The organism is Candidatus Poriferisodalis sp. (assembly GCF_965204125.1).
In the GTDB taxonomy this organism is placed as follows: Bacteria; Actinomycetota; Acidimicrobiia; order Acidimicrobiales; family Poriferisodalaceae; genus Poriferisodalis.
Map to the genome: position 1 here is coordinate 308363 of NZ_OZ241968.1, position 22558 is coordinate 330920.

General features: G+C 67.5%; 26 protein-coding genes. 9 read left to right on the top strand and 17 right to left on the bottom strand.

Going from position 1 to position 22558, the window contains the following annotated elements:
- Positions 1-13: 13 nt before the first annotated feature.
- From ACOGXD_RS01635 to ACOGXD_RS01645, 3 genes are all read right to left on the bottom strand, one after another.
- Positions 14-883 carry a formate/nitrite transporter family protein gene (locus ACOGXD_RS01635; RefSeq protein ID WP_419916191.1) on the bottom strand — a complete coding sequence of 290 codons (870 nt, stop codon included), beginning with the start codon at positions 881-883 and terminating at the stop codon, positions 14-16.
- A 75-nt stretch (positions 884-958) separates the two neighbouring features.
- On the bottom strand, positions 959-2140 hold the full coding sequence (locus ACOGXD_RS01640; RefSeq protein WP_419916192.1) for a glycine betaine ABC transporter substrate-binding protein: 1182 nt from the start codon (positions 2138-2140) through the stop codon (positions 959-961).
- 83 nt (positions 2141-2223) lie between these two features.
- Positions 2224-3576, bottom strand: a complete 1353-nt coding sequence (locus ACOGXD_RS01645) for a CynX/NimT family MFS transporter (protein WP_419916193.1) — start codon at positions 3574-3576, stop codon at positions 2224-2226.
- A 197-nt stretch (positions 3577-3773) separates the two neighbouring features.
- Here ACOGXD_RS01645 and ACOGXD_RS01650 point away from each other — a divergent pair, with 197 nt between their 5' ends.
- Positions 3774-4388 carry a hypothetical protein gene (locus ACOGXD_RS01650; protein ID WP_419916194.1) on the top strand — a complete coding sequence of 205 codons (615 nt, stop codon included), beginning with the start codon at positions 3774-3776 and terminating at the stop codon, positions 4386-4388.
- Between the two features lie 37 nt (positions 4389-4425).
- Here ACOGXD_RS01650 and ACOGXD_RS01655 read toward each other — a convergent pair whose 3' ends face one another.
- A complete protein-coding gene (locus ACOGXD_RS01655) occupies positions 4426-4896 on the bottom strand; it encodes a hypothetical protein (protein ID WP_419916195.1) in 471 nt (156 codons plus the stop codon).
- 90 nt (positions 4897-4986) lie between these two features.
- Here ACOGXD_RS01655 and ACOGXD_RS01660 point away from each other — a divergent pair, with 90 nt between their 5' ends.
- Positions 4987-5415 carry a cupin domain-containing protein gene (locus ACOGXD_RS01660; protein WP_419916196.1) on the top strand — a complete coding sequence of 143 codons (429 nt, stop codon included), beginning with the start codon at positions 4987-4989 and terminating at the stop codon, positions 5413-5415.
- Positions 5416-5483: 68 nt separating this feature from the next.
- On the opposite strand, the gene ACOGXD_RS01665 is transcribed toward ACOGXD_RS01660, so the two are convergent.
- Genes ACOGXD_RS01665 through ACOGXD_RS01675 form a run of 3 tightly spaced genes read right to left on the bottom strand, consistent with a single transcriptional unit; the run spans position 5484 to position 6582 of the window.
- Positions 5484-5738, bottom strand: a complete 255-nt coding sequence (locus ACOGXD_RS01665; protein WP_419916197.1) for a hypothetical protein — start codon at positions 5736-5738, stop codon at positions 5484-5486.
- A 59-nt stretch (positions 5739-5797) separates the two neighbouring features.
- Entirely contained in the window at positions 5798-6163 is a 366-nt protein-coding gene (locus ACOGXD_RS01670; RefSeq protein ID WP_419916198.1) for a DUF5615 family PIN-like protein, read from the bottom strand.
- A complete protein-coding gene (locus tag ACOGXD_RS01675; protein ID WP_419916199.1) occupies positions 6160-6582 on the bottom strand; it encodes a hypothetical protein in 423 nt (140 codons plus the stop codon). The genes ACOGXD_RS01670 and ACOGXD_RS01675 overlap by 4 nt, the downstream gene beginning before the upstream one ends.
- A gap of 165 nt (positions 6583-6747) precedes the next feature.
- Between ACOGXD_RS01675 and ACOGXD_RS01680 the strand changes: the two genes are divergently transcribed.
- Entirely contained in the window at positions 6748-7503 is a 756-nt protein-coding gene (locus ACOGXD_RS01680) for an indole-3-glycerol phosphate synthase TrpC (protein WP_419916200.1), read from the top strand.
- A gap of 11 nt (positions 7504-7514) precedes the next feature.
- On the opposite strand, the gene ACOGXD_RS01685 is transcribed toward ACOGXD_RS01680, so the two are convergent.
- Positions 7515-7670, bottom strand: a complete 156-nt coding sequence (locus ACOGXD_RS01685) for a hypothetical protein (protein WP_419916201.1) — start codon at positions 7668-7670, stop codon at positions 7515-7517.
- Between the two features lie 138 nt (positions 7671-7808).
- Positions 7809-8582, bottom strand: a complete 774-nt coding sequence (locus tag ACOGXD_RS01690) for a hypothetical protein (RefSeq protein WP_419916202.1) — start codon at positions 8580-8582, stop codon at positions 7809-7811.
- 149 nt (positions 8583-8731) lie between these two features.
- Between ACOGXD_RS01690 and ACOGXD_RS01695 the strand changes: the two genes are divergently transcribed.
- Genes ACOGXD_RS01695 through ACOGXD_RS01710 form a run of 4 tightly spaced genes read left to right on the top strand, consistent with a single transcriptional unit; the run spans position 8732 to position 12076 of the window.
- A complete protein-coding gene (locus ACOGXD_RS01695) occupies positions 8732-9235 on the top strand; it encodes a 2'-5' RNA ligase family protein (protein ID WP_419916203.1) in 504 nt (167 codons plus the stop codon).
- Positions 9236-9270: 35 nt separating this feature from the next.
- The gene (locus ACOGXD_RS01700; protein WP_419916204.1) at positions 9271-9795 is read left to right on the top strand and encodes a VOC family protein; all 525 of its coding nucleotides are present in this window, start codon (positions 9271-9273) and stop codon (positions 9793-9795) included.
- A 19-nt stretch (positions 9796-9814) separates the two neighbouring features.
- Positions 9815-10939, top strand: coding sequence for an alpha/beta hydrolase family protein (locus tag ACOGXD_RS01705; protein ID WP_419916205.1), 1125 nt, complete (start codon positions 9815-9817; stop codon positions 10937-10939).
- Positions 10940-10951: 12 nt separating this feature from the next.
- A complete protein-coding gene (locus tag ACOGXD_RS01710; RefSeq protein WP_419916206.1) occupies positions 10952-12076 on the top strand; it encodes an acyl-CoA dehydrogenase family protein in 1125 nt (374 codons plus the stop codon).
- Positions 12077-12090: 14 nt separating this feature from the next.
- Here the strand turns inward: ACOGXD_RS01710 and ACOGXD_RS01715 are convergent, their stop codons facing one another.
- Positions 12091-12435 carry a metallopeptidase family protein gene (locus ACOGXD_RS01715; protein ID WP_416246681.1) on the bottom strand — a complete coding sequence of 115 codons (345 nt, stop codon included), beginning with the start codon at positions 12433-12435 and terminating at the stop codon, positions 12091-12093.
- 93 nt (positions 12436-12528) lie between these two features.
- Between ACOGXD_RS01715 and ACOGXD_RS01720 the strand changes: the two genes are divergently transcribed.
- Together ACOGXD_RS01720 and ACOGXD_RS01725 are read left to right on the top strand one after the other, a co-directional pair.
- Positions 12529-13140, top strand: a complete 612-nt coding sequence (locus ACOGXD_RS01720) for an EthD family reductase (RefSeq protein WP_419916207.1) — start codon at positions 12529-12531, stop codon at positions 13138-13140.
- Between the two features lie 66 nt (positions 13141-13206).
- A complete protein-coding gene (locus tag ACOGXD_RS01725) occupies positions 13207-14481 on the top strand; it encodes an MFS transporter (protein WP_419916208.1) in 1275 nt (424 codons plus the stop codon).
- A 31-nt stretch (positions 14482-14512) separates the two neighbouring features.
- Here the strand turns inward: ACOGXD_RS01725 and ACOGXD_RS01730 are convergent, their stop codons facing one another.
- From ACOGXD_RS01730 to ACOGXD_RS01760, 7 genes are all read right to left on the bottom strand, one after another.
- On the bottom strand, positions 14513-15412 hold the full coding sequence (locus ACOGXD_RS01730) for a crotonase/enoyl-CoA hydratase family protein (protein ID WP_419912526.1): 900 nt from the start codon (positions 15410-15412) through the stop codon (positions 14513-14515).
- 115 nt (positions 15413-15527) lie between these two features.
- Positions 15528-16421, bottom strand: coding sequence for a cell division protein FtsX (locus ACOGXD_RS01735; protein WP_419916209.1), 894 nt, complete (start codon positions 16419-16421; stop codon positions 15528-15530).
- Positions 16418-17152 (bottom strand): cell division ATP-binding protein FtsE, encoded by a 735-nt coding sequence (ftsE, locus tag ACOGXD_RS01740; RefSeq protein ID WP_419916210.1) that lies wholly within the window; start codon positions 17150-17152, stop codon positions 16418-16420. Before ftsE ends, ACOGXD_RS01735 begins: the two co-directional genes overlap by 4 nt.
- A gap of 57 nt (positions 17153-17209) precedes the next feature.
- Positions 17210-18331, bottom strand: a complete 1122-nt coding sequence (gene prfB, locus ACOGXD_RS01745) for a peptide chain release factor 2 (RefSeq protein ID WP_419917342.1) — start codon at positions 18329-18331, stop codon at positions 17210-17212.
- A 13-nt stretch (positions 18332-18344) separates the two neighbouring features.
- The gene (gene secA / locus ACOGXD_RS01750) at positions 18345-21152 is read right to left on the bottom strand and encodes a preprotein translocase subunit SecA (RefSeq protein WP_419916211.1); all 2808 of its coding nucleotides are present in this window, start codon (positions 21150-21152) and stop codon (positions 18345-18347) included.
- A gap of 63 nt (positions 21153-21215) precedes the next feature.
- Complete coding sequence (gene hpf, locus ACOGXD_RS01755; RefSeq protein WP_419916212.1) at positions 21216-21815, bottom strand: ribosome hibernation-promoting factor, HPF/YfiA family; 600 nt, start codon at positions 21813-21815, stop codon at positions 21216-21218.
- A gap of 64 nt (positions 21816-21879) precedes the next feature.
- The gene (locus tag ACOGXD_RS01760) at positions 21880-22554 is read right to left on the bottom strand and encodes a ComF family protein (protein ID WP_419916213.1); all 675 of its coding nucleotides are present in this window, start codon (positions 22552-22554) and stop codon (positions 21880-21882) included.
- Positions 22555-22558: the final 4 nt, after the last annotated feature.

Here is a 22558-nt window from a genome sequence, read left to right on the forward strand (position 1 = left end):
GCTATGCGAAGGCTCAGCCGACGGTCGGGATCCTCCGCAGATGCACGAACCAGTTGGCCAGCGACACCAGGACGCCGCCCACCACATTGCCCAGCGTCACGATCGCCAGGAAACCGGCGAACCACGCCCCGTTCAGGCCGTCCAGCTGGGCGGTCGAGAGCCCGGCAGCTGCAGCCACCTCGGATTGACCCGAGACCAGCATGCCGATCGGCACGAAGTACATGTCGGCCACGCTGTGCTCGAACCCGCCGGCCACGAACGCGGAGATCGGCAGCACCACGGCAACCAGCTTGTCGATGAGCGAGCGGCCTGCGGTCGCCAGCCACAGCGCCAGGCACACGAACACGTTCGCGAGAATCCCCCGGGCGAACACCGTGCCGAGCCCGAGATCGATCTTGGCGTGGGCGTTCGTGAGCGCCGCGGCACCGAACGAATAATCAGCGATCTCCCACCAGCGCGACCAGAACACCACCAGCACCACGGCCAAGGCACCGATGAAATTGCCCAAGTACACCGAGATCCAGTTCCGGATGAGCTGGCGGACGGTGATCTGGTGGTCCAGCAGCCCGATCACCATGAGGTTGTTGCCGGTGAACAGCTCCGCGCCGGTGATCACCACAAGGAACAGCCCCGTCGACAGTCCGATGCCCATCAGGAGCCGGGTGGGGCCGAGGCCGAGGTTCGACGACGCCGAAATGGTGTTGGTCAGCATGGCGCCGAGTGCAACGAACACGCCCGCCATCGCGGCCAGCACCGACATCGACCCGAAGCTCAGCGCTGCCCGACGTATCGCCAGGTGAGACACCTGGGTGGCGATGTCCGACGGCGTCAAGGGCACGACCGGATTGCCGGTGGGCACACGAGGCCCGCTCGGACCAGACATCAATGTGGACGCTAGTTCGTACGGTGCCGGTGCCGTTGAGGACGCGCCGGTGGGGCGACGGCTCGAAGGAATGGCCTACGCGGCGGCTCGAGCGGCGTCGAGCCAGGCGTCGACTGTGGTGCGATTGTCCGCGATCCACGCCGTTGCCAGGTCGGCAGCTCCTGTGCCCTCGTCTTGTGCCACGTTGGCCAATGAAACTTCGATCACCGACAGCGTCACAGCCTCGAAGAGTGCCCCGGCTGCCGGATTGGCCTCGAGGAACTCGGTGTTTGCCGTGACGAGAATGTCTGCCGCGACCCAGCCGATCGGGCACAAACCCTCGGCATGGTCCGTGGCGGCGGGGCACAGGTCCGGCCCGATCGCGGCATAGCCGCCGGTCCCGTCGGCACCCCGCTGATCGTGCGCCTCGCCGCCCTCGAAGCCGGTCGGATTCGAGTCGTCCAGAATCTGCTCGACTCCCAGCCAGTACACGTTGTCGCCGGGCCGAAGCAGGGTGATATACGCCGATGGCGTCCACATGTAGATCACCATCGGCACACCTTCGTCCGCGGCATCCACCGCCTGGGCGAACATCGCGTCGTAGCCGGCGATCGTCTGCGCAATGTTGTCCCAGCCCGAGAACGCGATCTGCGACTCGATGATGTTGTCGCAGGTCCACGACTCGGCACAGCCGAAGATGTCCGCAATGCCGTTGCCGGGCACCGGGTCAGCCGCATCAAAGGCCGCGAGCGCGTCGGCGTTGCGGTTGAGCTCGTCCATCGTGTAGACGCCGAATTCGTCCGCGAAAGACTTGGTGATCAGGAAGCCCTGGATGCCGCCGGCGATCATCTGCTCGCCGACGACAGTCAAGTGATCGCCGACGAGCGAGCCGTCGGGCAGCTCGCCGGCGAGCCACGACAGGTGCAGCGGGTACCAGCTGTTCGCCCAGAAGTCCATCTGGCCTTCTGCCATCGCGACATAGGCGGCGTTGGGGCCGAGCTCCAGCTCTGCGGGATCGGACACCTCGTAGCCGAGTTCTCCGAGCAGCTGGCGGAATATCTCGGCCTGGAAGTAACCGCTGTTCCAGTTGGCCCGGCCCAGGGTGACCGGCACGCCCTCGCCCGGCGTCAGCGAGACCTCATCGGGCACGGCGGCCTCGGTCGGCGCGGGTTCTGCGGGAGCCGCGGGCGCATCGCTGTCGTCGGAATCTCCGCACGACGCAGCAAGGAGTGCTGTGGCGGCAAGCAGTAGTGAGGCCTTGAGGACCCGCAGGTTCATCACAGGGAAGCGCCTCCTCGGACGTGAGGTTGCGACGCCTCGAAAGGCGTGCACGCCATCACGGCGCCAAGCCTGAGCCTAGGTCACGCCCTGACAGTGCCCGACCGTGATCCTTGGACTACCGCGTCGGCCGTGGCGTCGGCAGCGATGACGTCGAAGGTCATGTTGACCAAGCGCCAGTCGGGCTCCGGCGCCACAGCCGACACGGGAGCCGGCACGGCCGCAAAGCCTGGCCGCACACGGCGCGGCAGTCCAAGCGACGCAAACATGCCGACCACGCCAAGCGCCGCCGACAGCAGGAAGACGGGCGTGAATGACCCGGCCGCGTCGGCAATGAACCCGCCGAGCTGCGGCGAGATCATCTGAGCCACGCCGAAGCAGAAGGTGGTGGCGGAGAACGCGGGTCCGTAGTCGTCGGTGGTGGTGTTGTTGACGACATAGACGGTCAGCACCGTGGGCATGGCAGCGAACAACACGCCGATAGCCACCGACAGGACGATCGTCGGCACGAACCAGCCCGGCAAGATCAGCGTGGTGACGATGGCCCAGCCCGCGAATGACATCGCCAGTGTCGGTCTCGGTCCGATGCGTTCCGAGATCGCGATGAACAGCGGTCCGCCGAAGATCATCGCCAAGCCGACGAGCGTGAACGCCAGCGCTGCCTGCGAGCTGGTCCAACCGCTGTCGTCCTCGAGCCGTGTGGTCAAGAACGCGATGACCATCAGGTACAGCAACCCGAAGGTGACGAATGCCCCTACGAGCGGCACCCAGCCGGGCATCCGCCGCAGTGCGCTGAATCCGCCGACGCCTGTCCGTGACGCAAGCCGCTCTTGGCGATGGCCGATGAACAGCAGCACGCCGGCCGCCACGATGGCGCCAATGATGAGCTGCACGAAGTACACGTTGCGCCAGGACGCGTCGCCCATGGTGGAGCGAACGAAGCTCGCGAGCTGACCGGCGAAGACAACGCCGAAACCCATCCCCGCGCCGAGGAAACCCACGGCGAGACCGCGCCGCTCAGGAGCTATCGCATCGGCGGTGACGACCGGGGCGGGGATCCAGGTCAAGGCACCGCCCAGACCCTGCGTGAACAATCCGACACCCAGCACCGCCGCCCCTGGAGCAATGGTCGCGAGCGCCTGGCCGATGATGGCGAGCACTAGTCCGACCCGCATCACGGACAACAGTCGAAAGCGGCTGGAGGCCGCGGCGACGACGAGTGTGCCCAGCAGGTATGCCGCCATGTTGACGGTTGCGAGCGACCCGGCGACCGTGTTCGACAGGTCGAGATCGTCACGCACTGCGGGAAGCAGCACTCCGTAGGTGAATCGCCCGAACGACTGAGCGATGGCAGCGAGCAGCGCCATGAGGATCACCGCGGCCGTACCCATCAGCCTGCGCCGATGGGATGTCGCGTCGCTGCCGAGGGCGGTCACGAATGACCATCCAACCCCGAAACGGCGTCGGGTGCACTCTCGGGTGCCGAGCTCACGCCTCCGGCTGGCCTCGCCGAGCCGGTCGGCGCTCTGCGAATCGCTTCGGGATGCGACACTTTCGGGATGGTCGCGGTGCGCCCAGGCTGTCGTCGACAACGGTCATGGTGTGACGCTGCGCGAGATGGCCAGAGCGTGCCGTGAGCGAGGACCCGTTGGCATTCCTGATCGCCGTCGTCGCCAACACGGTGACATTCGTGCAAGTCGTGCCCCAGGTGGTGCGGCTGGTGCGCCTGAAGCGAATCGAAGGCACCACGCCTGCATGGGCAGCAATCGGCATGGTGGTTAACGTTGGCTGGACTGCGTGGGTGATCGCCGAAGAGGTCTGGGAGGCAATGCCCGCCGTACTGGCGGCGGTCATCAGCTTCGGTCTCGTGCTGTATCTGCTCTGGCGCAATGGCGCAGACGTGCGCATCGCTGTCATTGCCGGTATTGCCGTGGGCGTGGCATGTGTGGGCTTGCAGCTTGTCGCGGGCTGGACGTGGCTGGGCACGGTGCTCGCCTTTGCGAATGGCCTGTACCTGGGGCCGTCGGTGTGGGCTGCCTGGCGGTCATACGCGCCGGTCGGCGTGGCCCCGCTCACGTGGGTGCTCACGGCCTGGGAGGGAATCTTGTGGGGTTATTTCGGGGTTCTGGTCGCGGCGATACCGATCATGTTTTACGGAGGCACTGCATTCCTGCTTGCGGCGGGAATACTGCTGCGACTGTGGATCACCCGCCACCGGATCCGCACCGAGCTCAGGCCGCCCGACTGACCGGCCGGCATTCGCCTGCAGCGCTCTCGATGCTCGATTACGGCGCGGGAACTGGGCAGGCGACGGCTCGATAGGTACGCAGTCGCTTGCGCAGTGTCCACACCAAGAGCGTGAGTGCTGCCAGCCCCACGAAGGGCTGCACCGGCGCCCACCACGACAGCGCCCCCGAGATGCCCACGAGCGCCACGACCGCCTGGTTGCACACCGGACAGCCGACCGCGAGAAACGAGATCAGCCCGCCCCACAAGGTGGTGGTGCCCTGCCGCTCAACGGCCTCTTCGGTGCCTGTCTCGGCGCTCGACGGCGGCCGGATTGCCAGGATCAGCCCGATCAACGCCGAGGTCGTCGCCAGGATCACCCAGTCCAGCCACCGAGCGTCGATGGGTCGGCCGAAGATCGGCGTGTCGATCAGATCCGACGGAATCCCGATGAGCACGGCGGCAATGACGCCGTACGCCACGGCTCTCGGCCACACCGCCCGCGGCAGCTCCCGCAGTTCGCTCAGCACCGCGGCGACGCTACCGCGCTCCCTGCGCTACACATCCGCACCCCACCCGGCGATCGCAACAGGCCGCCGAGAAGTGCAAGGATCGCCGTTGTGGCTGAGCACGCGTCACTGGATCCCGAGCAGACCTTCCTGCACCTCGCGCTCGACGGCGATGCCATCCGGCTCGACGCCAGCGCGCCCGACTTCTGGCAGTCACTCGCCGAGCGCAACCTCGACGGTCGCCTGACCGGAGTGGTTCACCTAGGACAGGACAGCCAGTGGGAGATGCATCCGGGCGGCGATGAGATTTTGGTGGGGCTGTCCGGCTCGATCGAGATCATCCTTGATCACGGACACGAGATCGAATCCGCAGCCCTCGGGCACGGCCGCATGTGTGTCGTGCCCCGCGGCACATGGCACCGGCTCGTCGTTAACGAACCCGGACGCCTCCTGTTCGCAACCCCAGGCCCAACAACCCAGCACCGAAGCCTCACTGAGCACAGCCAACTCCGAACCCCCGACCGAGGCACGGACGTCTGATCGGCGGCACTGAGATACAGCGTCACCTGGCCAAGCGCTCAAGCAACTCCTGATCATGCTCGATCCGCTCAGCGTTCGAGTTCTCGGATGGTCTCGAGGAGGGTGGCGGTGTCGCGCATCCAGCTCACGACCCGATCGATGCAATCCGGGCGGGTGACGTCGAGCAGCAGCGTGGCGACGGCGACCGTGGCGCCCGACTCGTCATCCGCGACCATCGTGGTCGTCGGCCGCAGGCGTGCATCGGAAGCCACCAGCACCCCAGCGGCACGCAGCTGGCGGCGCTGCAGCTCGCCGCCATCATCGTTCATGAGCTCATCTTCCATATATTTCAATTTATTTCATTATTTTCCCATCATCCAAGTGATTTATGCTGCTCGTGCCTTCAAGCGCGCTGAAGCCACCACATCCACGAATCGCCATCCACTGGCGGGTCAATGAGCAAGGCAGCGAGCGCGGCTATCAGATTTCCCGGGTAGGCCAGTGACGCCCGGTTGAAGCGGGCGGGGTTCGTGAGGATGACGCCTGGATGCGACTTTCCAGCGGCCACGCGGCGCTGCACCAGCACCGAGAAATCGCCGACGTTCTCGGTCACCAGCGCCCGACCAGACTCCATCGCGTGCTGCAACAGGCTCGCATCGCTGCACCCACGAAGCGAGGGGTTCGCCGCCACGGCTACGACGTCATGCCCGGCTTCGACGAGTGCGGCCGCGACGGTCGGCGCATGCATCTCGTCGAGGAGCAGCTTCACGCTTCAAGCAGTGCTTGCTGACGGGCCCAAGCAGCCTCAGCCTCTTCGGACGCCCTCGCTCGTTCGGCCATCTCCGCGTCGATTTCGTCGGTGAATTCTGCGTAGTACGTGAGTGCCGCGTCGACGGTAGCCGGGCTGATGTTCAGCAGCTCAGCCGCTCGCGCTCGTCGTTGACCGGCCGGCACATCGCCCCCAATGAGCGATCCGATGACATCGACGATCTCCGGTCCGGCTGCCAGCGCTGCCCGGCGGCCCCGTGGACCGTCCCGAAACATCAGCGCCGGATGGGCCTGCATGCGCAATCCTTCGTCGATCAGACGCTCCGCGAGTGTCGAGATTCCCTGACTGTGACGTCGTGCGTTCTGGCGAAGCCGGTCATACAACTCGTTATCCGAAATGCGGACCGACACAACTGGCATGACTACAGTGTAGTCATCTGTCGTTGCCACGTTGCAGTCGCGGTAGGACTTCCCCGGCTGCAGGCGTAACTGCCAGATGCTGCGGCCCAATCTGAGGGCCGACGTGACGAGCGGCGGCGTAGAGTCGCTGGTCAATCAGGCCGACTCGCGGAGTGAGATCGTCCCATGGCAGCAGACAATCCCGCTGACGACGCCGAGCCGGGCTCGGTCGCGGTTGGGAACCGGTTTGCGGCCGCACTGCGAGAAGCTGGACTGTCGGTCATCGCCGAGATCAAGCGGCGCTCGCCGTCTCGCGGGGCGCTGAACGCCGACGCCGACGCAGCCGATCTGGCATCCGAATACAAGGCGGGCGGGGCTGCGTGCCTGTCGGTGCTGACCGAGAGCGAGCGGTTCGGCGGATCGCCCGAGGATTTGCAAGCGGCCAAGGCGGTGACGGGTCTGCCTGTGCTGCGCAAGGATTTCCTGCGCACGCTCGATGACGTCCGCGACAGCCATGCCATGGGCGCCGATGCAATGCTCGTCATCCTCGCCGACATCGACCCGGCCGATTTGCCGCCCATGCAGGAACTGGCGCTGTCGCTCGGCGTGGACGTTCTCACCGAGGTCCGCGACGAAGCCGAGCTAGAGACGGCAGTCGATCTCGGCGCCTACATGATCGCCATCAACCAGCGCGACAACCCCGAGTCGACCAAGTTCACCGTCGACTACGACAAGGCCGTCCGGGTCAGCCGCAGTTTCGAGAACATCGACGATCAGATCCTGCTGATTGCGGCCTCAGGCATCGGCGTATCCGGCGGCACGTCCATGCGAGCGATAGCCCAAGCCGGCTACCACGCCGCCCTGATCGGCGAAGCACTCGTCGTGGCCGACGACCCGCCCGAGCTGCTGCGCGACCTGCTTGCTGACTCCCGCGGCCACTAGCCGCTCCCCGATCAGCCGGGGGTGAGGGCGTCGGTCACGACTGCATCGGGGATCGCGCCGCCGCCTGCCTGCTCAGTGCCGTCGGCGCGGATCAGCAGCCAGCGGGGGTGATAGCTGACGCCGAGCGCTCTGGCGAGCTGATTCTCGGTGTCGGGCAAGTTCGGCATGTGGCCAAGTCCGTAGGAGCTCACGAAGCGTGAGATGGCCGACGCTGTGTCATGTCCCCCGACGCTGACGAGGGCCAGTTTGCCTCCGTGTTGTGTCTTCAGCGCTGCGACCGCAGGCGCCTCTCGCTGGCAGTTCGGTCACCAGGGCGCCCAGAACCACACCAGCACGTCGCGGCCAGCGAATGCACTGACGTCGAGCGTCGTGCCGTCGACTTGTGCGACGGCCAGCGCCAGCACCTTGGGCCGATCCTCGGTGGGCTCGGGATCGGTGACAGCTTCTTCGGCGTCGTCTCCGTCGGGGTCCTGCTCTGCCTCGCCGGCAGTCTCAGCCTCCTCGGGTTCCTCAGCTTCCGCGGCTTCTTCGGACTCACCCTCGGACTTGCTGTCTTCTCCGTCCTGCTCGCCGTCGTCGGCTTCCGGTTCGGCAGCCCGCTCATCCTCCGTTTGGGTTTCTTGCGATGAGCCGCCGGCTTCTGACTCCGTTGCTTGGGCCTTGTCTTCGCTGTCCTCGCCGGTGGCGGCCGCGGCAGCGTCCTGTTCTCCGCCGCTACCAGCATCATCGGCTTCGTCGTCCGCCGGCTGCTCGGCAGCATCACCGGGCTGATCGTCAGGTTCGTCCTGCTGCTCTGCGGCAGCGTCGTCCTCGGGCTGCGCGGCGGCCTGATCCGCAACATCAGTGCCCGCCTCGTCGGCGGTGCCGGCGTCATCTGCAGTGCCTTCGGCATCTGCAGGCTCAGCAGACACGGGCGCCTTGGTCCCGCTGGCAGACGGCTCGGTCTTCGCCGCCGCCGGTACGGCCGTGGTGGCTGCCACGGTCTGCGGTGTCTCGTCGCTGTCGCTGCAACCGGCGAACAGGCCCACACCTACTGCGCACGAGGCAGCGAACAGAGCCGCTCGGCGCAGTACCAGCATCACCCTTGCGAGCGTAACCCGCCTCCGCGCGGGCTCAGAAGCGGCTTCGGAACCTGAGCGGGTGTCTCCGGCTTGCCGGCTCACAAGCAGCATCAACCCTGGGGCCGAGTGTCTCCGGCATGGCGGAGACGCGCCGCTAGGTTCGCGCCGTGCCGCGCCTGTTCGTCGCCGTGTGGCCGCCCCCCTCCGTCGTCGACGAACTGGCTGGGCTGCCAAGACCATCCGAGCCAGGTGTCAGCTGGACCAAGCCACACCGCTTGCACATCACGCTCCGCTTCCTCGGCGAATGCGACACCGGCGAAGCGCTCAGCGCCCTCGGTGCGCAGTCATTCGGCAAGACGTCGGTAACGCTCGGCCCGGCGCCGGAGCGTCTCGGTCGGGGCGTGCTCATGCTTCCGGCTGTGGGCGTCGACGATCTCGCTGCGTCCGTCATCGACTGCACTCGCTACATCGGTGATCCGCCGCCGGATCACCCCTTCGTGGGGCACCTCACGGTTGCCAGGTTCCGCAAGCGGCAGCCGACGGTGGACTGGCCACGCCTGGGTGAGACGTTCGAGGTCACCGAGATCAGCCTGGTCGAGTCATCTCCGTGGGGCGAGTACCTGGACGTCGCGAAGTTCCCGCTCCACGAGCACGCCGGGCCCGGTCCGTGAGGCGAATCGGCCCATCGGGATGTGAGAACCTTGCGGTGAACACCGCAGCAGGGGGAGCCATGGGACTTCACCACGTCGCCTACGCGACACGAGATCTCGAGGCGACACATCGCTTCTACGAGGACCTGATGGGGTTCCCGCTGGTCCACGCCGAACAGGCAGAGCGGCCGCACCCCGACGGCGGGCCGACAGGCCACATCAAGCACGTCTTCTACGACATCGGCGACGGCGAGTGCATCGCTTTCTTCTACATCCAGAACATGGGCGAGCGGGCCGACTACAGCACCGATCTCAGCGCGACGGTGGGGCTGCCGGTGTGGGTCAATCACGTCGCCGTCCGGGCGACGCCTGAGCAGCAAGAGGCCGCCCGCGAGCGTATGGCTGCCGCCGACATCGAGCCGCTGATGGAAGTGGACCACGGCTGGTGCCATTCGCTCTATTTCGTGGACCCGAACGGGATCATGGTGGAGCTCTGCCGGGACACCACCGGCATCGAGCCCGATCCAGCCGAGGCGCTGGAAGTGATGCGCTCCCCCATCCCCGCCGACGCAACGGCCTGAGCTCCGGGCTGGCCGACAGATGGGCATCGCCCGCGAGTTCGTCGCGCTGCCGAGCGCCAGTGCCCCCCGGTCCGGCGTGGGCGGGCATCCCTGCCAAGGCGTCTACCACCGACCCGAAGGACACAAGCCGCGCACGGCGCTGATCGCGACCCACTACAACATCGACTTCAGCGAGCACTACCTGGCCTCCTACATCGCCGAGCGGGGCCTGGGCTTTCTCGGCTGGAACACCCGCTTCCGGGGTGCCGAGCCCTACTTCCTGGCCGATCTGGCGCTCGCCGACATCGACGTCGGCGTCCGCTGGCTGCGCAGCCAGGGCGTCGACTGCGTCGTGCTGCTTGGCAACAGCGGGGGCGGCTCGCTCATGGCCACCTACCAGGCGCAGGCCACGGCGCCCAATCTGGTTCCGGAGTACAGCCGGCGAGGCTTACACCCGGCGATCGAGGACCTGGCGGGAGGCGACCTGTACGTCTCGATCGTGGCCCACACCGGCCGTGCCGAGGTGCTGACCAACTGGATGGATCCGTCGGTGACCGACGAGAACGACCCGCTCAGCGCCGACCCGGCTCTCGACCCGTTCAGCGCCGACCGGGAGCCGCCGTTCGACGCTGAATTCATCGCGGCGTACCGGCGTGGCCAGCGTGCTCGCAACGACCGGATCACTGCCTGGTGCAAGAACGAGCTGGACCGGCTCGCAGCAGCGGGGCATCGCGAGCGCCTGTTCGTGGTGCCGCGGCTGTGGGCCGACCTGCGCATGCTCGACGGCTCGATCGACCCCAGCCAGCGCATCGTGCCCGGCTGCTACCTCGGCGATCCGCGCCGGGCCAACTACGGGATCTTCGGCGTCGGAACGGTGAGCTCCCTGCGCACCTGGTTGTCGATGTGGAGCCTCGCCGATTCGCAGTGCAGCACCGACCAAGCGCGGCACATCGATCTGCCGGCGATGGTCATCGACGCCGATGCCGACACGGGCATCTTCTCCTCCGATACCGCCAAGATCGTCAACGCGCTACGCGGCCGGCCCGGTGCACCGGACGTGCCGGTGCACTCCATCTCCGGCGACCACTACCTGACGGAACCCGCCGGTGCGCGGGCCGAAGCCGCTGACCTCATAGCCGACTGGGTCCGCACCCACACGGCCTAGAGAGCGCGAGAGATGCCCGATTTCCTCGACGCCGAGCACACCGAGCTGTTGCGCACCGCCGAGCGGCTTGCCGACGAGCTTGCGACGCTCTCGGGCCGGGTCGCCGAGAGCGACATCGGGGCGGCGGTCCGGGACGCGTCCAAGGCGGTTGGAGTGTTCGGCATGACCCAACCGACGTCGGTTGGCGGCACCGAAGCGGGCGCGCTGGCACTTGCCGTGGTGCGCGACACGCTCGCCAGCCGCAATGTGGGTCACCTGCCAGGAGTCTGCGGGCCTTCGCCGGGCGTGCTCGCCGACGTCAGCGAGCCCCTGCGCAGCCAGTTCCTGCTGCCGTATCTCGCTGGGGACATGCGCAGCGGATTCGGGTTCACTGAGCCTGCCAACGCCACGCGCCACACGTGGGCACGCCGTGACGGCGACGACTTGGTGGTCAACGGAGCGAAGTCCTACGTGACGGGAGGCGCTGACGCCGACTTCATCAACGCGCTGGTGGAGGTCGATGGGATCGGCCCCGCGATGGTGCTTATCGAGACCGATCGGGCGGGCGTGACGCTTGAGCAGCGATTCGGCACCCTCGACGGCAGCCACCATGCTGCATTCACATTCAGCGATGTGCGCGTGCCGGCCACCCACGTCATCGGCGAGGCCGGGGGCGGCCTGCGACGGGCGATGAGCCAGATCAACGCCACGCGTATGGCAATTGCAGCCGAATGCATCGGCCAGTGCCGATTCGCAATCGACTTCGTCGAGCAGCTGATGGTGGAGCGGGCGGGGCGGCGCGACTCGACAGACGAACGGGCACAGGTCGGCACCGACCTGGAGCGGGTGGCGCTGGGAGACATGCGGATCGCCGCCTACGCGGCTCGCAGCGCGCTCTACCGCACGGCACGACTGCTCGATGCCGGCGAGAACGCCGTCAACGAGGTGATGGCGGCCAAGTCGCTGGCGACCGAGACGCTGAGCCGGATCTGCGACGACGCCGTGCAACTCGTCGGAGGAACCGCGCTCGTGGACGGCCATCCGTTGGCCGACATGCTGCGGCGAGTCCGCGCACTGAGACTGGCGGAGGGACCCACCGAAGTACTCGCGGCAAACGTTGCCCGAGGCCGGCTGGACCTCGGCCTTGGCCGGGTGTGACTGCTGGGCCTCGATCAGTCCCAACCGAGCTCGTGCAGCCGGTCGTCGTCGATGCCGAAGTGGTGCGCGATCTCGTGCACCACCGTCACCAGCACTTCTTCGACGACGTCGTCGGCCGTCTCGCACATCTCCAGGATCGGCAGCCGGTAGATGACGATGCTGTCGGGCATCGCCAAGCCGCCGTAGTCGTGGCGCTCGGTCAGCGGGATGCCCTCATAGACGCCGAGCAGGTCCGGATCCTCCCCGCGGTCCTCCACGAAGATGGCCACGTTGTCCATCAGCGAGCGCAGCGCGTCGGGAATGTCTTCGAGCGCCTGTTCCACCAGGTCGGCAAAGCGGGCCTCGTCCATCTCGAGCACGCCCCCATCCTGCCGGGCCAGCCGGCCCGCGTCAGCGGCAAGGCACTGTTGGGGGGTCGGGCGCTGTGCTGGGGCCAGCAGTAGGTTGCAGGCATGCACGAGCTCGTCGTCACGGGAAACGATCCGGATGCCGCTGCGGACGTAGCGGCCAGCGTCGGGGGCGTGTGTTACGCGGCCGATCCCGACGATCGCCGCGAGTTCCCCTTCCGCACGCTCGTGCGCGCCATGACCGATTCCCCGGACCTGCTGACGCCCGCCGCGACGGTCGGCACCTACCTGGCGTTCTCACGCGTCATCCGCGAGCGCCCGCTGGGGGCCGACCCGGGCACTGCCTCGCCGGGCCTCACCGCCATCTTCCCCATGGTCCATCACCCTCGGCTGACCCACGCGCAGGGCGACAGCCACTGGCGCGACACCCACGTTCCGCTGGCGCTGCAGCATCACCCGGGCATGTGGGACTACACCCAGCTGAGCGTCGTGGCCACCCTCAACGGCCCGTCCTACGACGGGTTCGCGCTGGTCGCGTTCGCCTCGCTTGAGGACATGCGTGAACGCTTCTTCGGCGATGACCACGACCGCGACGTCATCCGTGCCGACGTGGCGAAGTTCGCCGACACCGAGCGCTCGCCACGGCGGGTGATAGCGACCGAGACAATCTACCGCGAGCGTCCCCCGCTGCCGGCAGTGACCTGGCCGCACGACTGACCCGCGCACAGTTCCCCACGCCGGGCCTCGCCTTCCTCGCGCCATGAGCCACCAAGCGAACTCGTCGTGACCGCCACGCCCCATACCGAAGCGTTCAGCCCTGCACGCCGGATCGGCACTCTGCTGACGCTGGCGGGGGCAGCGGCGGTGTCGCAATCGTTCGGCCGCTTCACCTTTTCGCTGCTCTATGCCGACATGCGCGACGGGTTCAGCCTGTCCAACACCGTGGCCAGCGCTCTCAGCTCGCTCAACCTGCTGCTGTACGTGGTGGGCTCGCTGGTGGTTGCGCTCACGGTGGGACGCACCGGCCTGAGCGGCGCTGTGCGGATCGGCCTTGCGGGCAACGTGGCCGGGCTGGCGCTGCTGTCGTGGAGCCCGAACGTGGGCGTTGCGGCCTTCGCGCTCGCGTTGACGGGCTTCTGCGCAGCCGGCGTGTGGGTGGGCACTCCTGGGCTCGCCGCGGAGCTGCTGGGACCTGAGCGCCGAGGCGCAGCAGCCGGCTGGATGACCGGCGGCGTCGGCAGCGGCATGGTCGCAGCGGCGGCCATCGACGCGCTGCTGAGCCGTCCCGACGGCATCGAGTCTGGCGAGGCAGTGCTGGTCGCGGCCGACCTCAGCCATCCGCGCAACGTGTACCGGGTCGAGCTCATCATCGGCGCGGCGATGTTGATCGCCCTCGCCGTCGCCGTGCGCAGATGGCCGCGCACACCCGGTCGCACGGGTTTCGGGGGTGCCCGCGCCGCCCTCGCCAAGGTGCCGCAAGCGGGACGGCTCATCACCGCCTACACGCTGCACGCCTTCGTCGTCACCACGGCGCTCACGTTCATCGTGGCGCATCTCGAGGGCTACGCCGACCTCTTCAACCCTCGGGACGCCACGATCGCCTTTTCGTTGATCGGCGTCGGCAGCATCGCCGGCGGGCCGATCTTCGGACGCTCAGCCGACCGTCTTGGCAGGCGGCGCACCGTCACCATCGGGTTCTGCGTGTCCATGATCTCCATGGTCTTCATGACGGCCTACCCCTTGCTCGCCGTAGGCGGGCAGGCACTGGCGTGGGCGGCGGCGTTCATCTTCGGCACGGCGTTCACCGGCATCATCGCCTCGATCGCGGCCCGCGTCAGCGACAGCCTCGCCGGTGATGAGTTCGGCGCGGCCTACGGGGTCGCCACGATCGTGTTCGGCCTCGGCCTGGCGGCCGGACCGCAGCTCGGCGGTGCAACAGCCGACTGGTTCGACAGCTTCGGTCCCGCGTTCGGGCTCGCCGTTGCCGCCTGCGTCGCAGGCGTCCTGCTCACCGGCTGGGGCGACGACCCTGTGCCTATAGAGCAGTCCGAGGCCTGAGCCGACCGGCCCGAGCCAGCCGAATTCGGGGTTAGCTGAATTCGGGCTCGTCCCACCAGGGGAAGTACTCGGGCAGGTCCTGGGTGGGGCGCAGCGAGAATTCCGGTGGCCGCTTCTCGAGGAACGACGCCACGCCCTCATGAGCATCGGCGCCCCGTCCGAGGTGGAAGATCCCCCGGGAGTCGATCTTGTGGGCCTCCATCGGGTGATCGGCAGCCAGCATGCGCCACAGCATGTGGCGGATCACCGTCACCGAGATGGCCGAGGTGTTCTCGGCGATCTCCGCTGCAATGGCCCGGGCCGTCGGCAGCAGGTCATCGGGTTCGTGGAGGCTGCGCACCAGCCCGCCTTCGAGCGCCTCGTCTGCGTCGAACACCCGGCCGCTGAAGCACCACTCCAGCGCCCGCGACAACCCCACCACGCGCGGCAGGAAGTACGACGAGCAGGCCTCGGGCACCACGCCGCGACGGGCGAACACGAACCCGATACGGGCCTTGGTGGACGCCAGCCGGATGTCCATCGGCAACGTCATCGTGACGCCCACGCCGACCGCAGGCCCATTGATCGCCGCGATCAGCGGCTTGTTGCACTCGTACAAGCGCAGCGTGAGCAGCCCACCGCCGTCGCGCATCCACGCCAGGTCGCCGCCCTCGCCCCGCTCAGAGGCTCGCTCGGCCTTGCGCTCATCGGATTGGCTGTCGAAGTCGAAGGTGTCGGCGCCCCCGCTCAGGTCGGCCCCGGCGCAGTAGCCACGGCCGGCGCCGGTGAAGATCACCGCCCGTACATCGTCGTCGGCATCGACCAGGTCGATGGCGTCCATCACATCACGCAGCATCTGGCTGTTGAACGCATTCAGGCGCTCGGGGCGGTTCAGCGTGATGGTGGCGACGCGGTCGTCAACCTCGTACAGGATCGTCTCGAACTCCGGCACAGCGCCCCCTCAATCCGTTGCCGCCCGGGTTACGGACGGCGGTGTCGGCGGCTTTTCTACACGCCCGGCCGCACCCTGCGTCGAGCAGCCGATTGAGAGGCTGAGCCGGGCTGCGCTACACGTCGAGGAAGCGGCTGGCTGCGAACGCCGAGCCGATCATCCCCACGAGCACGCCGGCGATCACCGTCACGAACACCACGGTCGTGAACTGATTGGACGTGACCACGAACGACCGGAAGAACGCCAGGATGTCCGAGCGCGAGAACAGGCCTTCGACGTGGCCTCGCAGAGCTCCCGCGGCTATGGCACCGATGATGCCGCCGGCGAGGCCGTGCAGCATGCCTTCGAGCATGAACGGGAACCGGATGAAGCTGTTCGTGGCGCCGACCAGCTTCATGACTTCGATCTCGCGCCGGCGGGCGAACATCGCCACTCGGATCGAGTTGAAGATGAGCATGACGCTGGCGCCAGACAGCACGATCGACAGCAGCAGCACGATGCCCTGGAACGACGTGAACCATGTGCGAATGGCGTCGACCTCTTCTCGGCCTGTCTGGACTGACATCACACCGGGCCGCTGGCGGAACTGGGCGGCCAGCGATTCGATCAGCTCCGCCTCGACCGACCGGGGCACTACCCGGTACGACGCAGGCAGCGCCTCGGGCGACACCTGGGCGAGCAGCTCGGGCTGGTCGGCCATCTGCTGGGACACCAGCGCGTAAGCCTCCTCGGCGCTGAAGAACTCGATGCGGTCGATCTCGGGGTGGGTCTGCAGCTCGATGCCGAGCGCATCGATCTGGCTGGGATCGATCTGGGGATTCAGGAACACCTCGAACTGGACGCCGCCCTCCCAGCGATCGAGCGCGTTCCCGCTGGCGTAGCCAGCCATGAGCCCCATGCCCACCAGCATCACGCCGACAGCCACGGTGAGAATCGCTGCGAACGTCAGCGTGAGGTTGCGCCGGATATTGGTCCAGGTCTCCCGCGCGAAGTAACGGATCCGGCTCACGGACTCGCCCCATCGACAGGATGGACCCCGAGCGACTCTGGCGAGTCGGTCTCGCTGCCGTAGGCGCCGCGCTGTTCGTCACGCACGAGCTCGCCGTGGCGCAGCGCGATCACCCGGCGCCGCATGCGGTCCACGATCGTGCGGTCGTGCGTGGCCATGACCACGGTGGTGCCGGTGCGATTGATCCGGTCGAGCAGCGACGTGAGCTCTTCTGAGGTGTCGGGGTCGAGGTTTCCGGTGGGCTCGTCTGCCAGCAGGATCAGAGGCCGGTTCACGAATGCCCGGGCGATGCTCACACGCTGCTGCTCGCCACCCGAGAGCTCGTCGGGAAACCGCCGGTGCTTGTCCTCCAAGCCGACCAGCTCCAAGATGGCCGGCACCTGCGTGCGGATGACGTTCTCGGGGCGGCCGATGACTTCGAGCGCGAACGCCACGTTCTGGTAGACGGTTTTGTTCGGCAGCAGCTTGAAGTCTTGGAAGACCGAGCCGATGTTCCGTCGCAGGTAGGGCACACGCCAGCTGTTCAGCTTGGAGAGGTCCTTGCCGGCCACGTGGACGTCACCGGCGGTGACCTTCTCCTCGCACGTCATGAGGCGCAGCATCGTGGACTTGCCCGAGCCCGACGGTCCCACCAGGAAGACGAACTCACCCTTCTCGATGTTGAGCGTCACGCCATTGACCGCCCGCGTCTCGCCCTTGTAGATCTTCGTGACGTTGTCGAAGCGGATCATGCGCGTCCCAAGGTACGCCAGCGACCCGCCGCAACCCCGTCACCAATCGGCTCAGCCTCAGGTCTCGACGGCCGGGGGTTGCTGGGAGCGCTGCCAGCGCAGGTAAGCCTCCATCAGGCCGCTGAGGTCGCCGTCGAGCACGGCGTCGACGTTGCCGATCTCCATGCCGGTGCGCAGATCCTTGACCTGCTGGTAGGGGTGCAGCACGTACGAGCGGATCTGGCTGCCCCACGCAACATCGCGCTGCTCGCCTGCGAGGGCCGCTACTTCGGCCTCCCGCTCGGTTCGCTGCAGATCGGCCAACTTGGCCGCCAGCATCTGCATGGCCCGGTCCTTGTTCTGGTGCTGGCTCCGCTCGTTCTGGCAGGCCACGACGACCCCGGTGGGCAGGTGTGTGATGCGCACGGCGGAGTCGGTGACATTCACATGCTGGCCGCCCGCGCCCGACGAACGGTAGGTGTCGATGCGCAGATCGCTCTCGTCGATGGGCACCTCGTCTGACACCTCGTCGAAGAACGGCACCACCGACAGCGACGCGAAGGCTGTGTGCCGGCGCGATTGCGAGTCGAACGGCGAGATGCGCACCAACCGGTGCACTCCCCGTTCCGCTGCAAGAAACCCGAACGCGTGCCGTCCCTTGACCAGGAACGTCGCAGAGCTGAGCCCGGCTTCCCCGCCGTCGGTGGCCTCGGTGAGCTCTACGGAGAAGTCGTTGCGCTCGGCCCATCGCTGGTACATGCGCAGCAGCATCTCGGCCCAGTCGCAGGCGTCGGTGCCTCCGGCCCCGGAGTTGATCTCGCACACGGCGTCGTTCTCGTCGTGCTCGCCGCCGAACAGCGCCATCAGCTCGATGTCGGCGAGCCGACCTTCGGCTGCGGTGACCACCTCGTCGATCTCAGGCAGCAGCTCCGCGTCGTCTTCTTCGGTGGCCAGCTCGACCAGTGCCGCCGCATCATCGACCTCGGCTCGTGCCCGCTCCCAGCGTTCGATGTCGTCACGCACACGCGACAAGCGCGTGGTGACCGCACGGGCGCGGTCGGGCTCGTCCCACAGCGACGGCTCCGATGCTTCGGCCTCCAAGCCATTCGCCACCGCACGGGCCTCGTCGATCCCGAGATACTGGTGCGCCTCGTTGACGCGCCGATCCAAGTCGGCCAGCGCGTCGGCAAGATCGCTCAACGATCGGCTCACCTCAGCGACCGCAGCAGTGCTTGAACTTGCGTCCTGATCCGCAATGGCAGGGATCGTTGCGGCCCAGCTTCTCCTGGGCCGACTTGACCACGGTGCCGGTCGACGCGCCGGCAATCCGGCGCGACTGCGACGGCCCGCTGGGGCCCCGCTGCGCCGCGGGCGCAGGGCCAGCAGCCGATGCGCCGTTGCCGGCTCCGACGGTGGCGGGCGTGAGGTCGGGTGCCGAGTACTGCACGTCGGTCGTGCGGGGTGTGCCGTCTGCCGAGGTCGACCGTGACGGCCCGGCCGGCGGGGCTGCGCCGTCGGTGGCGGTCTCGGCGTCAGGCGGTGCCGCGGTGACCTGCACGTGCATCACGTAAGTCACGAAGTCGCGGTAGACGCGCTCGAGCATGGCGCCGAACATGTCGAAGCCCTCCCGCTGCCACTCCGCCACGGGATCCTTCTGGCCGATGCCGCGCAGGTGGATGCCCTCGCGCAGGTGGTCCATGTCGGCGAGATGCTCGCGCCAGCGCTGGTCGATGAGGCGCAGCATCACCTGGCGCTCCACCTCGCGCATGGCCTCGGGACCGATCTCGGCCTCTCGCGCCTCGTAGTGATGCTCGCCGTCGGCGCACGCCAGCTCCACGGCGTCGTCGACGCTCCAGTCGCGCTCGCCGTCGCCCGACAGCTCCGCAGCCGTGAGCTCGGTTGGCCAGTAGGTGCCGATCATGGCCAGCAGCCCGTCGAGGTCCCACTCGGTCGGGACCTCGCTCACACAGTGGTCCAGCACCGCAGCTTCGGCGGCATCGCGGAGATACCCCAGCGACTCGGTGCGCAGATCGTCGCCGTCGAGGATCTGCTCGCGCCGCGCGTAGATCACCTTGCGCTGCTCGTTCATCACCTCGTCGTACTTGAGGACGTTCTTGCGGACCTCAGCGTTCTTCTGCTCGACGGTGTTCTGCGCCCGCTCGATGGCCTTGGTGACCATCTTCGCCTCGAGCGGCACGTCATCGGGCAGCGTGCGATCCATCACCCAGTTCACGGCGCCGGTCGCGAACAGGCGCATCAGGTCGTCTTCCAGCGAGAGGTAGAAGCGGCTGGCGCCGGGGTCGCCCTGACGGCCCGCACGGCCTCGCAGCTGGTTGTCGATGCGCCGAGACTCGTGCCGCTCGGTGCCCAGCACGTACAGGCCGCCCAGCTTGCGCACCTCGTCGCCCTCGGCACGGCACTCGGGCTCGTAGCGCTCAGCCCGGGTCGCCAGGTCCGCGATGTTGTCGGGATCGTCGGGGTCGAGCTTCTCGCGCAGCATGTCGCGCCGCGCCAAGCCCTCGGGGTTGCCGCCGAGCAGGATGTCGACGCCGCGGCCGGCCATGTTCGTAGCCACGGTGACCGATCCCAGCCGGCCCGCCTGGGCGATGATCTCGGCCTCGCGCGTGTGCTCCTTGGCGTTGAGCACGTTGTGATCGATGCCCCGGCGTTCGAGTGCCGTGGACAGCTTCTCGGAGTTCTCCACGCTGACCGTGCCGACCAGCGTGGGCTGCCCGGAGCGGATCCGCTCGGAGATGTCGTCGACGACCGCCTCCAGCTTGGCTGCCTCGGTCTTGTAGATGAGATCGCCCTGATCGTCGCGGGCCACGGGCAGGTGGGTCGGCACCGGCACCACGTCGAGTCCGTATGTGCCGTTGAACTCGGCGGCTTCGGTGGTGGCCGTGCCGGTCATGCCGGCGAGCTTGTCGTAGAGGCGGAAGTAGTTCTGCAGCGTGATCGTGGCGAGCGTCTGGTTCTCCTCCTTGATCGCCACGCCCTCTTTGGCTTCAACCGCCTGGTGGAGACCCTCGCTCCAGCGCCGCCCTTCCAGGATGCGCCCGGTGAACTCGTCGACGATCTTCACCTCGCCGTGGGAGACGACGTAGTCCTTGTCGCGCCGGTACAGCTCCTTGGCCCGCAGCGCCGCGTTCATCTGGTGGACGAGATTGGCCGAGACCTGGTCGTACAGGTTGTCGATGTTGAGCGCTCGCTCGACCTTGGAGATGCCCGGCTCGAGCACGGCCACGTTGCGCTTGTCTTCTTCCACCTCGTAGTCGACGTCGCGGGTCATGGTGGCGGCGATGCGTGCGAACTGCTGGTAGAGCTTGGCGGCGTCGGCCACCCGGCCGCTGATGATGAGCGGCGTGCGGGCTTCGTCGATGAGGATCGAGTCGACCTCGTCGACGATGCAGTAGTTGTGGCCGCGCTGGACCTGAGCGCCGCGATTCGGCGCCATGTTGTCTCGCAGGTAGTCGAAGCCGAGTTCGTTGTTGGTGCCGTAGGTGATGTCGGCTTCGTACTGGCGGCGCTTGTGTGCTGCGTCATAGGGGCCGGGCACCACCAGCCCCACTTCCAGGCCCAGGAACCGGTGGATGCGTCCCATCCACTCGGCGTCGCGAGCGGCCAGGTAGTCGTTCACGGTGACCACGTGGACGCCCTTGCCGCTCAGCGCATTGAGGTACACCGGCAGGGTGGACACCAGCGTCTTTCCCTCGCCGGTGCGCATCTCGGCCACCCAGCCGAAATGCAGCGCCGCGCCGCCGATGAGCTGCACGTCGTAGTGGCGCTGACCGATGACCCGGCGTGCGGCTTCGCGGGTGACCGCGAAGGCATCAACCAAGACGTCGTTGAGGTCGGCGCCACGATCGATCTCAGCGCGGAACTCGCCCGTGCGGGCTCGCAGCGCATCGTCGGAGAGGCGCTCGATTTCCGGCTCGACAGCGTTGATCTCGGGCACCAACTCGGTCAGCAGGCGCAGCTTCTTGCCTTCCCCGGCACGGAGCACGCGCTGAAACAGAGCCACAAACGCAGGCTACCGCTGCCCCCCGGCGCCAGAGCCGAGGATTATTCCGCTGCCGGTCGATGCTTATGCGTCGATCTCGATGAGGCCGGCGTCGCCGTCGGAGCGGAGATACACCACGCTCGGCTTGCTGGTGTCTGCGTTCACGAAGAGGAAGAAATCGTGATCCAGCAGCTGCATCCGAGTGACGGCTTCGGCGGCGTCCATCAGCTCCAGGTCGAAGCTCTTGCGCCGCACGATGCGCGGCACCCACTCGGGATCGTCAGGCCCAGCGGTGGTGTCGGGCGCCTGAGCGCCATTGACGAGGTCGTTCTCGAGACGTGCGAGCGGATGATGCGCCTCGTCGCGGTGCAGATTGGGACGGTGCCGGCGCACGACACGGGTCTTGAGCTTGCGCAGCTGCTTGCCCAGCTTGCCGACCGCCAGGTCGACCGCCTGGTGCTGGTCGACACCGGCGACCGAGGCGCGCACATGGTGGCCGTGGCCGAGCAGCGTCACCTCCACCTGCTCCCGCTCGGCGATGCGAGGATTCTTCTCTTCACGGAACACCACCTCGGCACGATCCAACCCGCTGACGAATCGATCCAGTGCCCCGATCTTCCGCTCCACCGCAGCCCGCACATCGTCGGGAACCTGAACTTTGCGACCCGTGATGGTGATCTGCATTGCCTCGGCTTTCTGAGCGGCTGCACCGGGCTGCAGCTCTGCTCCAACTGAAGGGAGTGCCATGTTAGGCAACCGCCGCGCAGCGGTCGCGACCCCGTCGAGCACACGCTGCCACATGGACAGCCGCAGCACCGGCATCCATCAGCGCAACCGTTGCTGCCCGCAGCGTGGCCCCGGTGGTGACCACGTCGTCCACGAGCAAGATCCGGCGCCCGGCCGCGCGTGCGCGGCCCTCGAAGCGAGGGCCGGCCAGCCGCTCTTCCCGGCTGGCGCCGGACTGCGCCGTCCCGCCGATCCGTCGCAGCAGCCGCATCGGCCGTGCCCGCAGCGCCTTGGCCGTGGCCCTCGCCAGCGTCTCGGCTTGGTCAAACCCCCGCGCCCGGCGGTGCGCCGCAGTAGTCGGCGCCCACGTCACTGTGTCAATCGGCACCGGCCCGACCGGCACCGTGTCAATCGGCGCCGGCCCGACCGGCACCGTGTCAATCGGCACCGCATTTCCTCGCGCGGCCAGATGAGCAAGTGCCAACGACTCGCCCAGCCATCCGGCAATGGCCCGCTCGCCCCGGTACTTGAGCGCATGAATGAACTCACGCCCGACATCGTCGTGAGCGAACAGCACCGCGACGGACTGCGCGCCCGGCACCGGCGCGGGCTCAGGATCAGCCAGCGCCTCGATGCACCCCGCACACGGACACCACCCCAACGCTCCACACCCAGCACACCGAACCTCAAACAGCACCCGC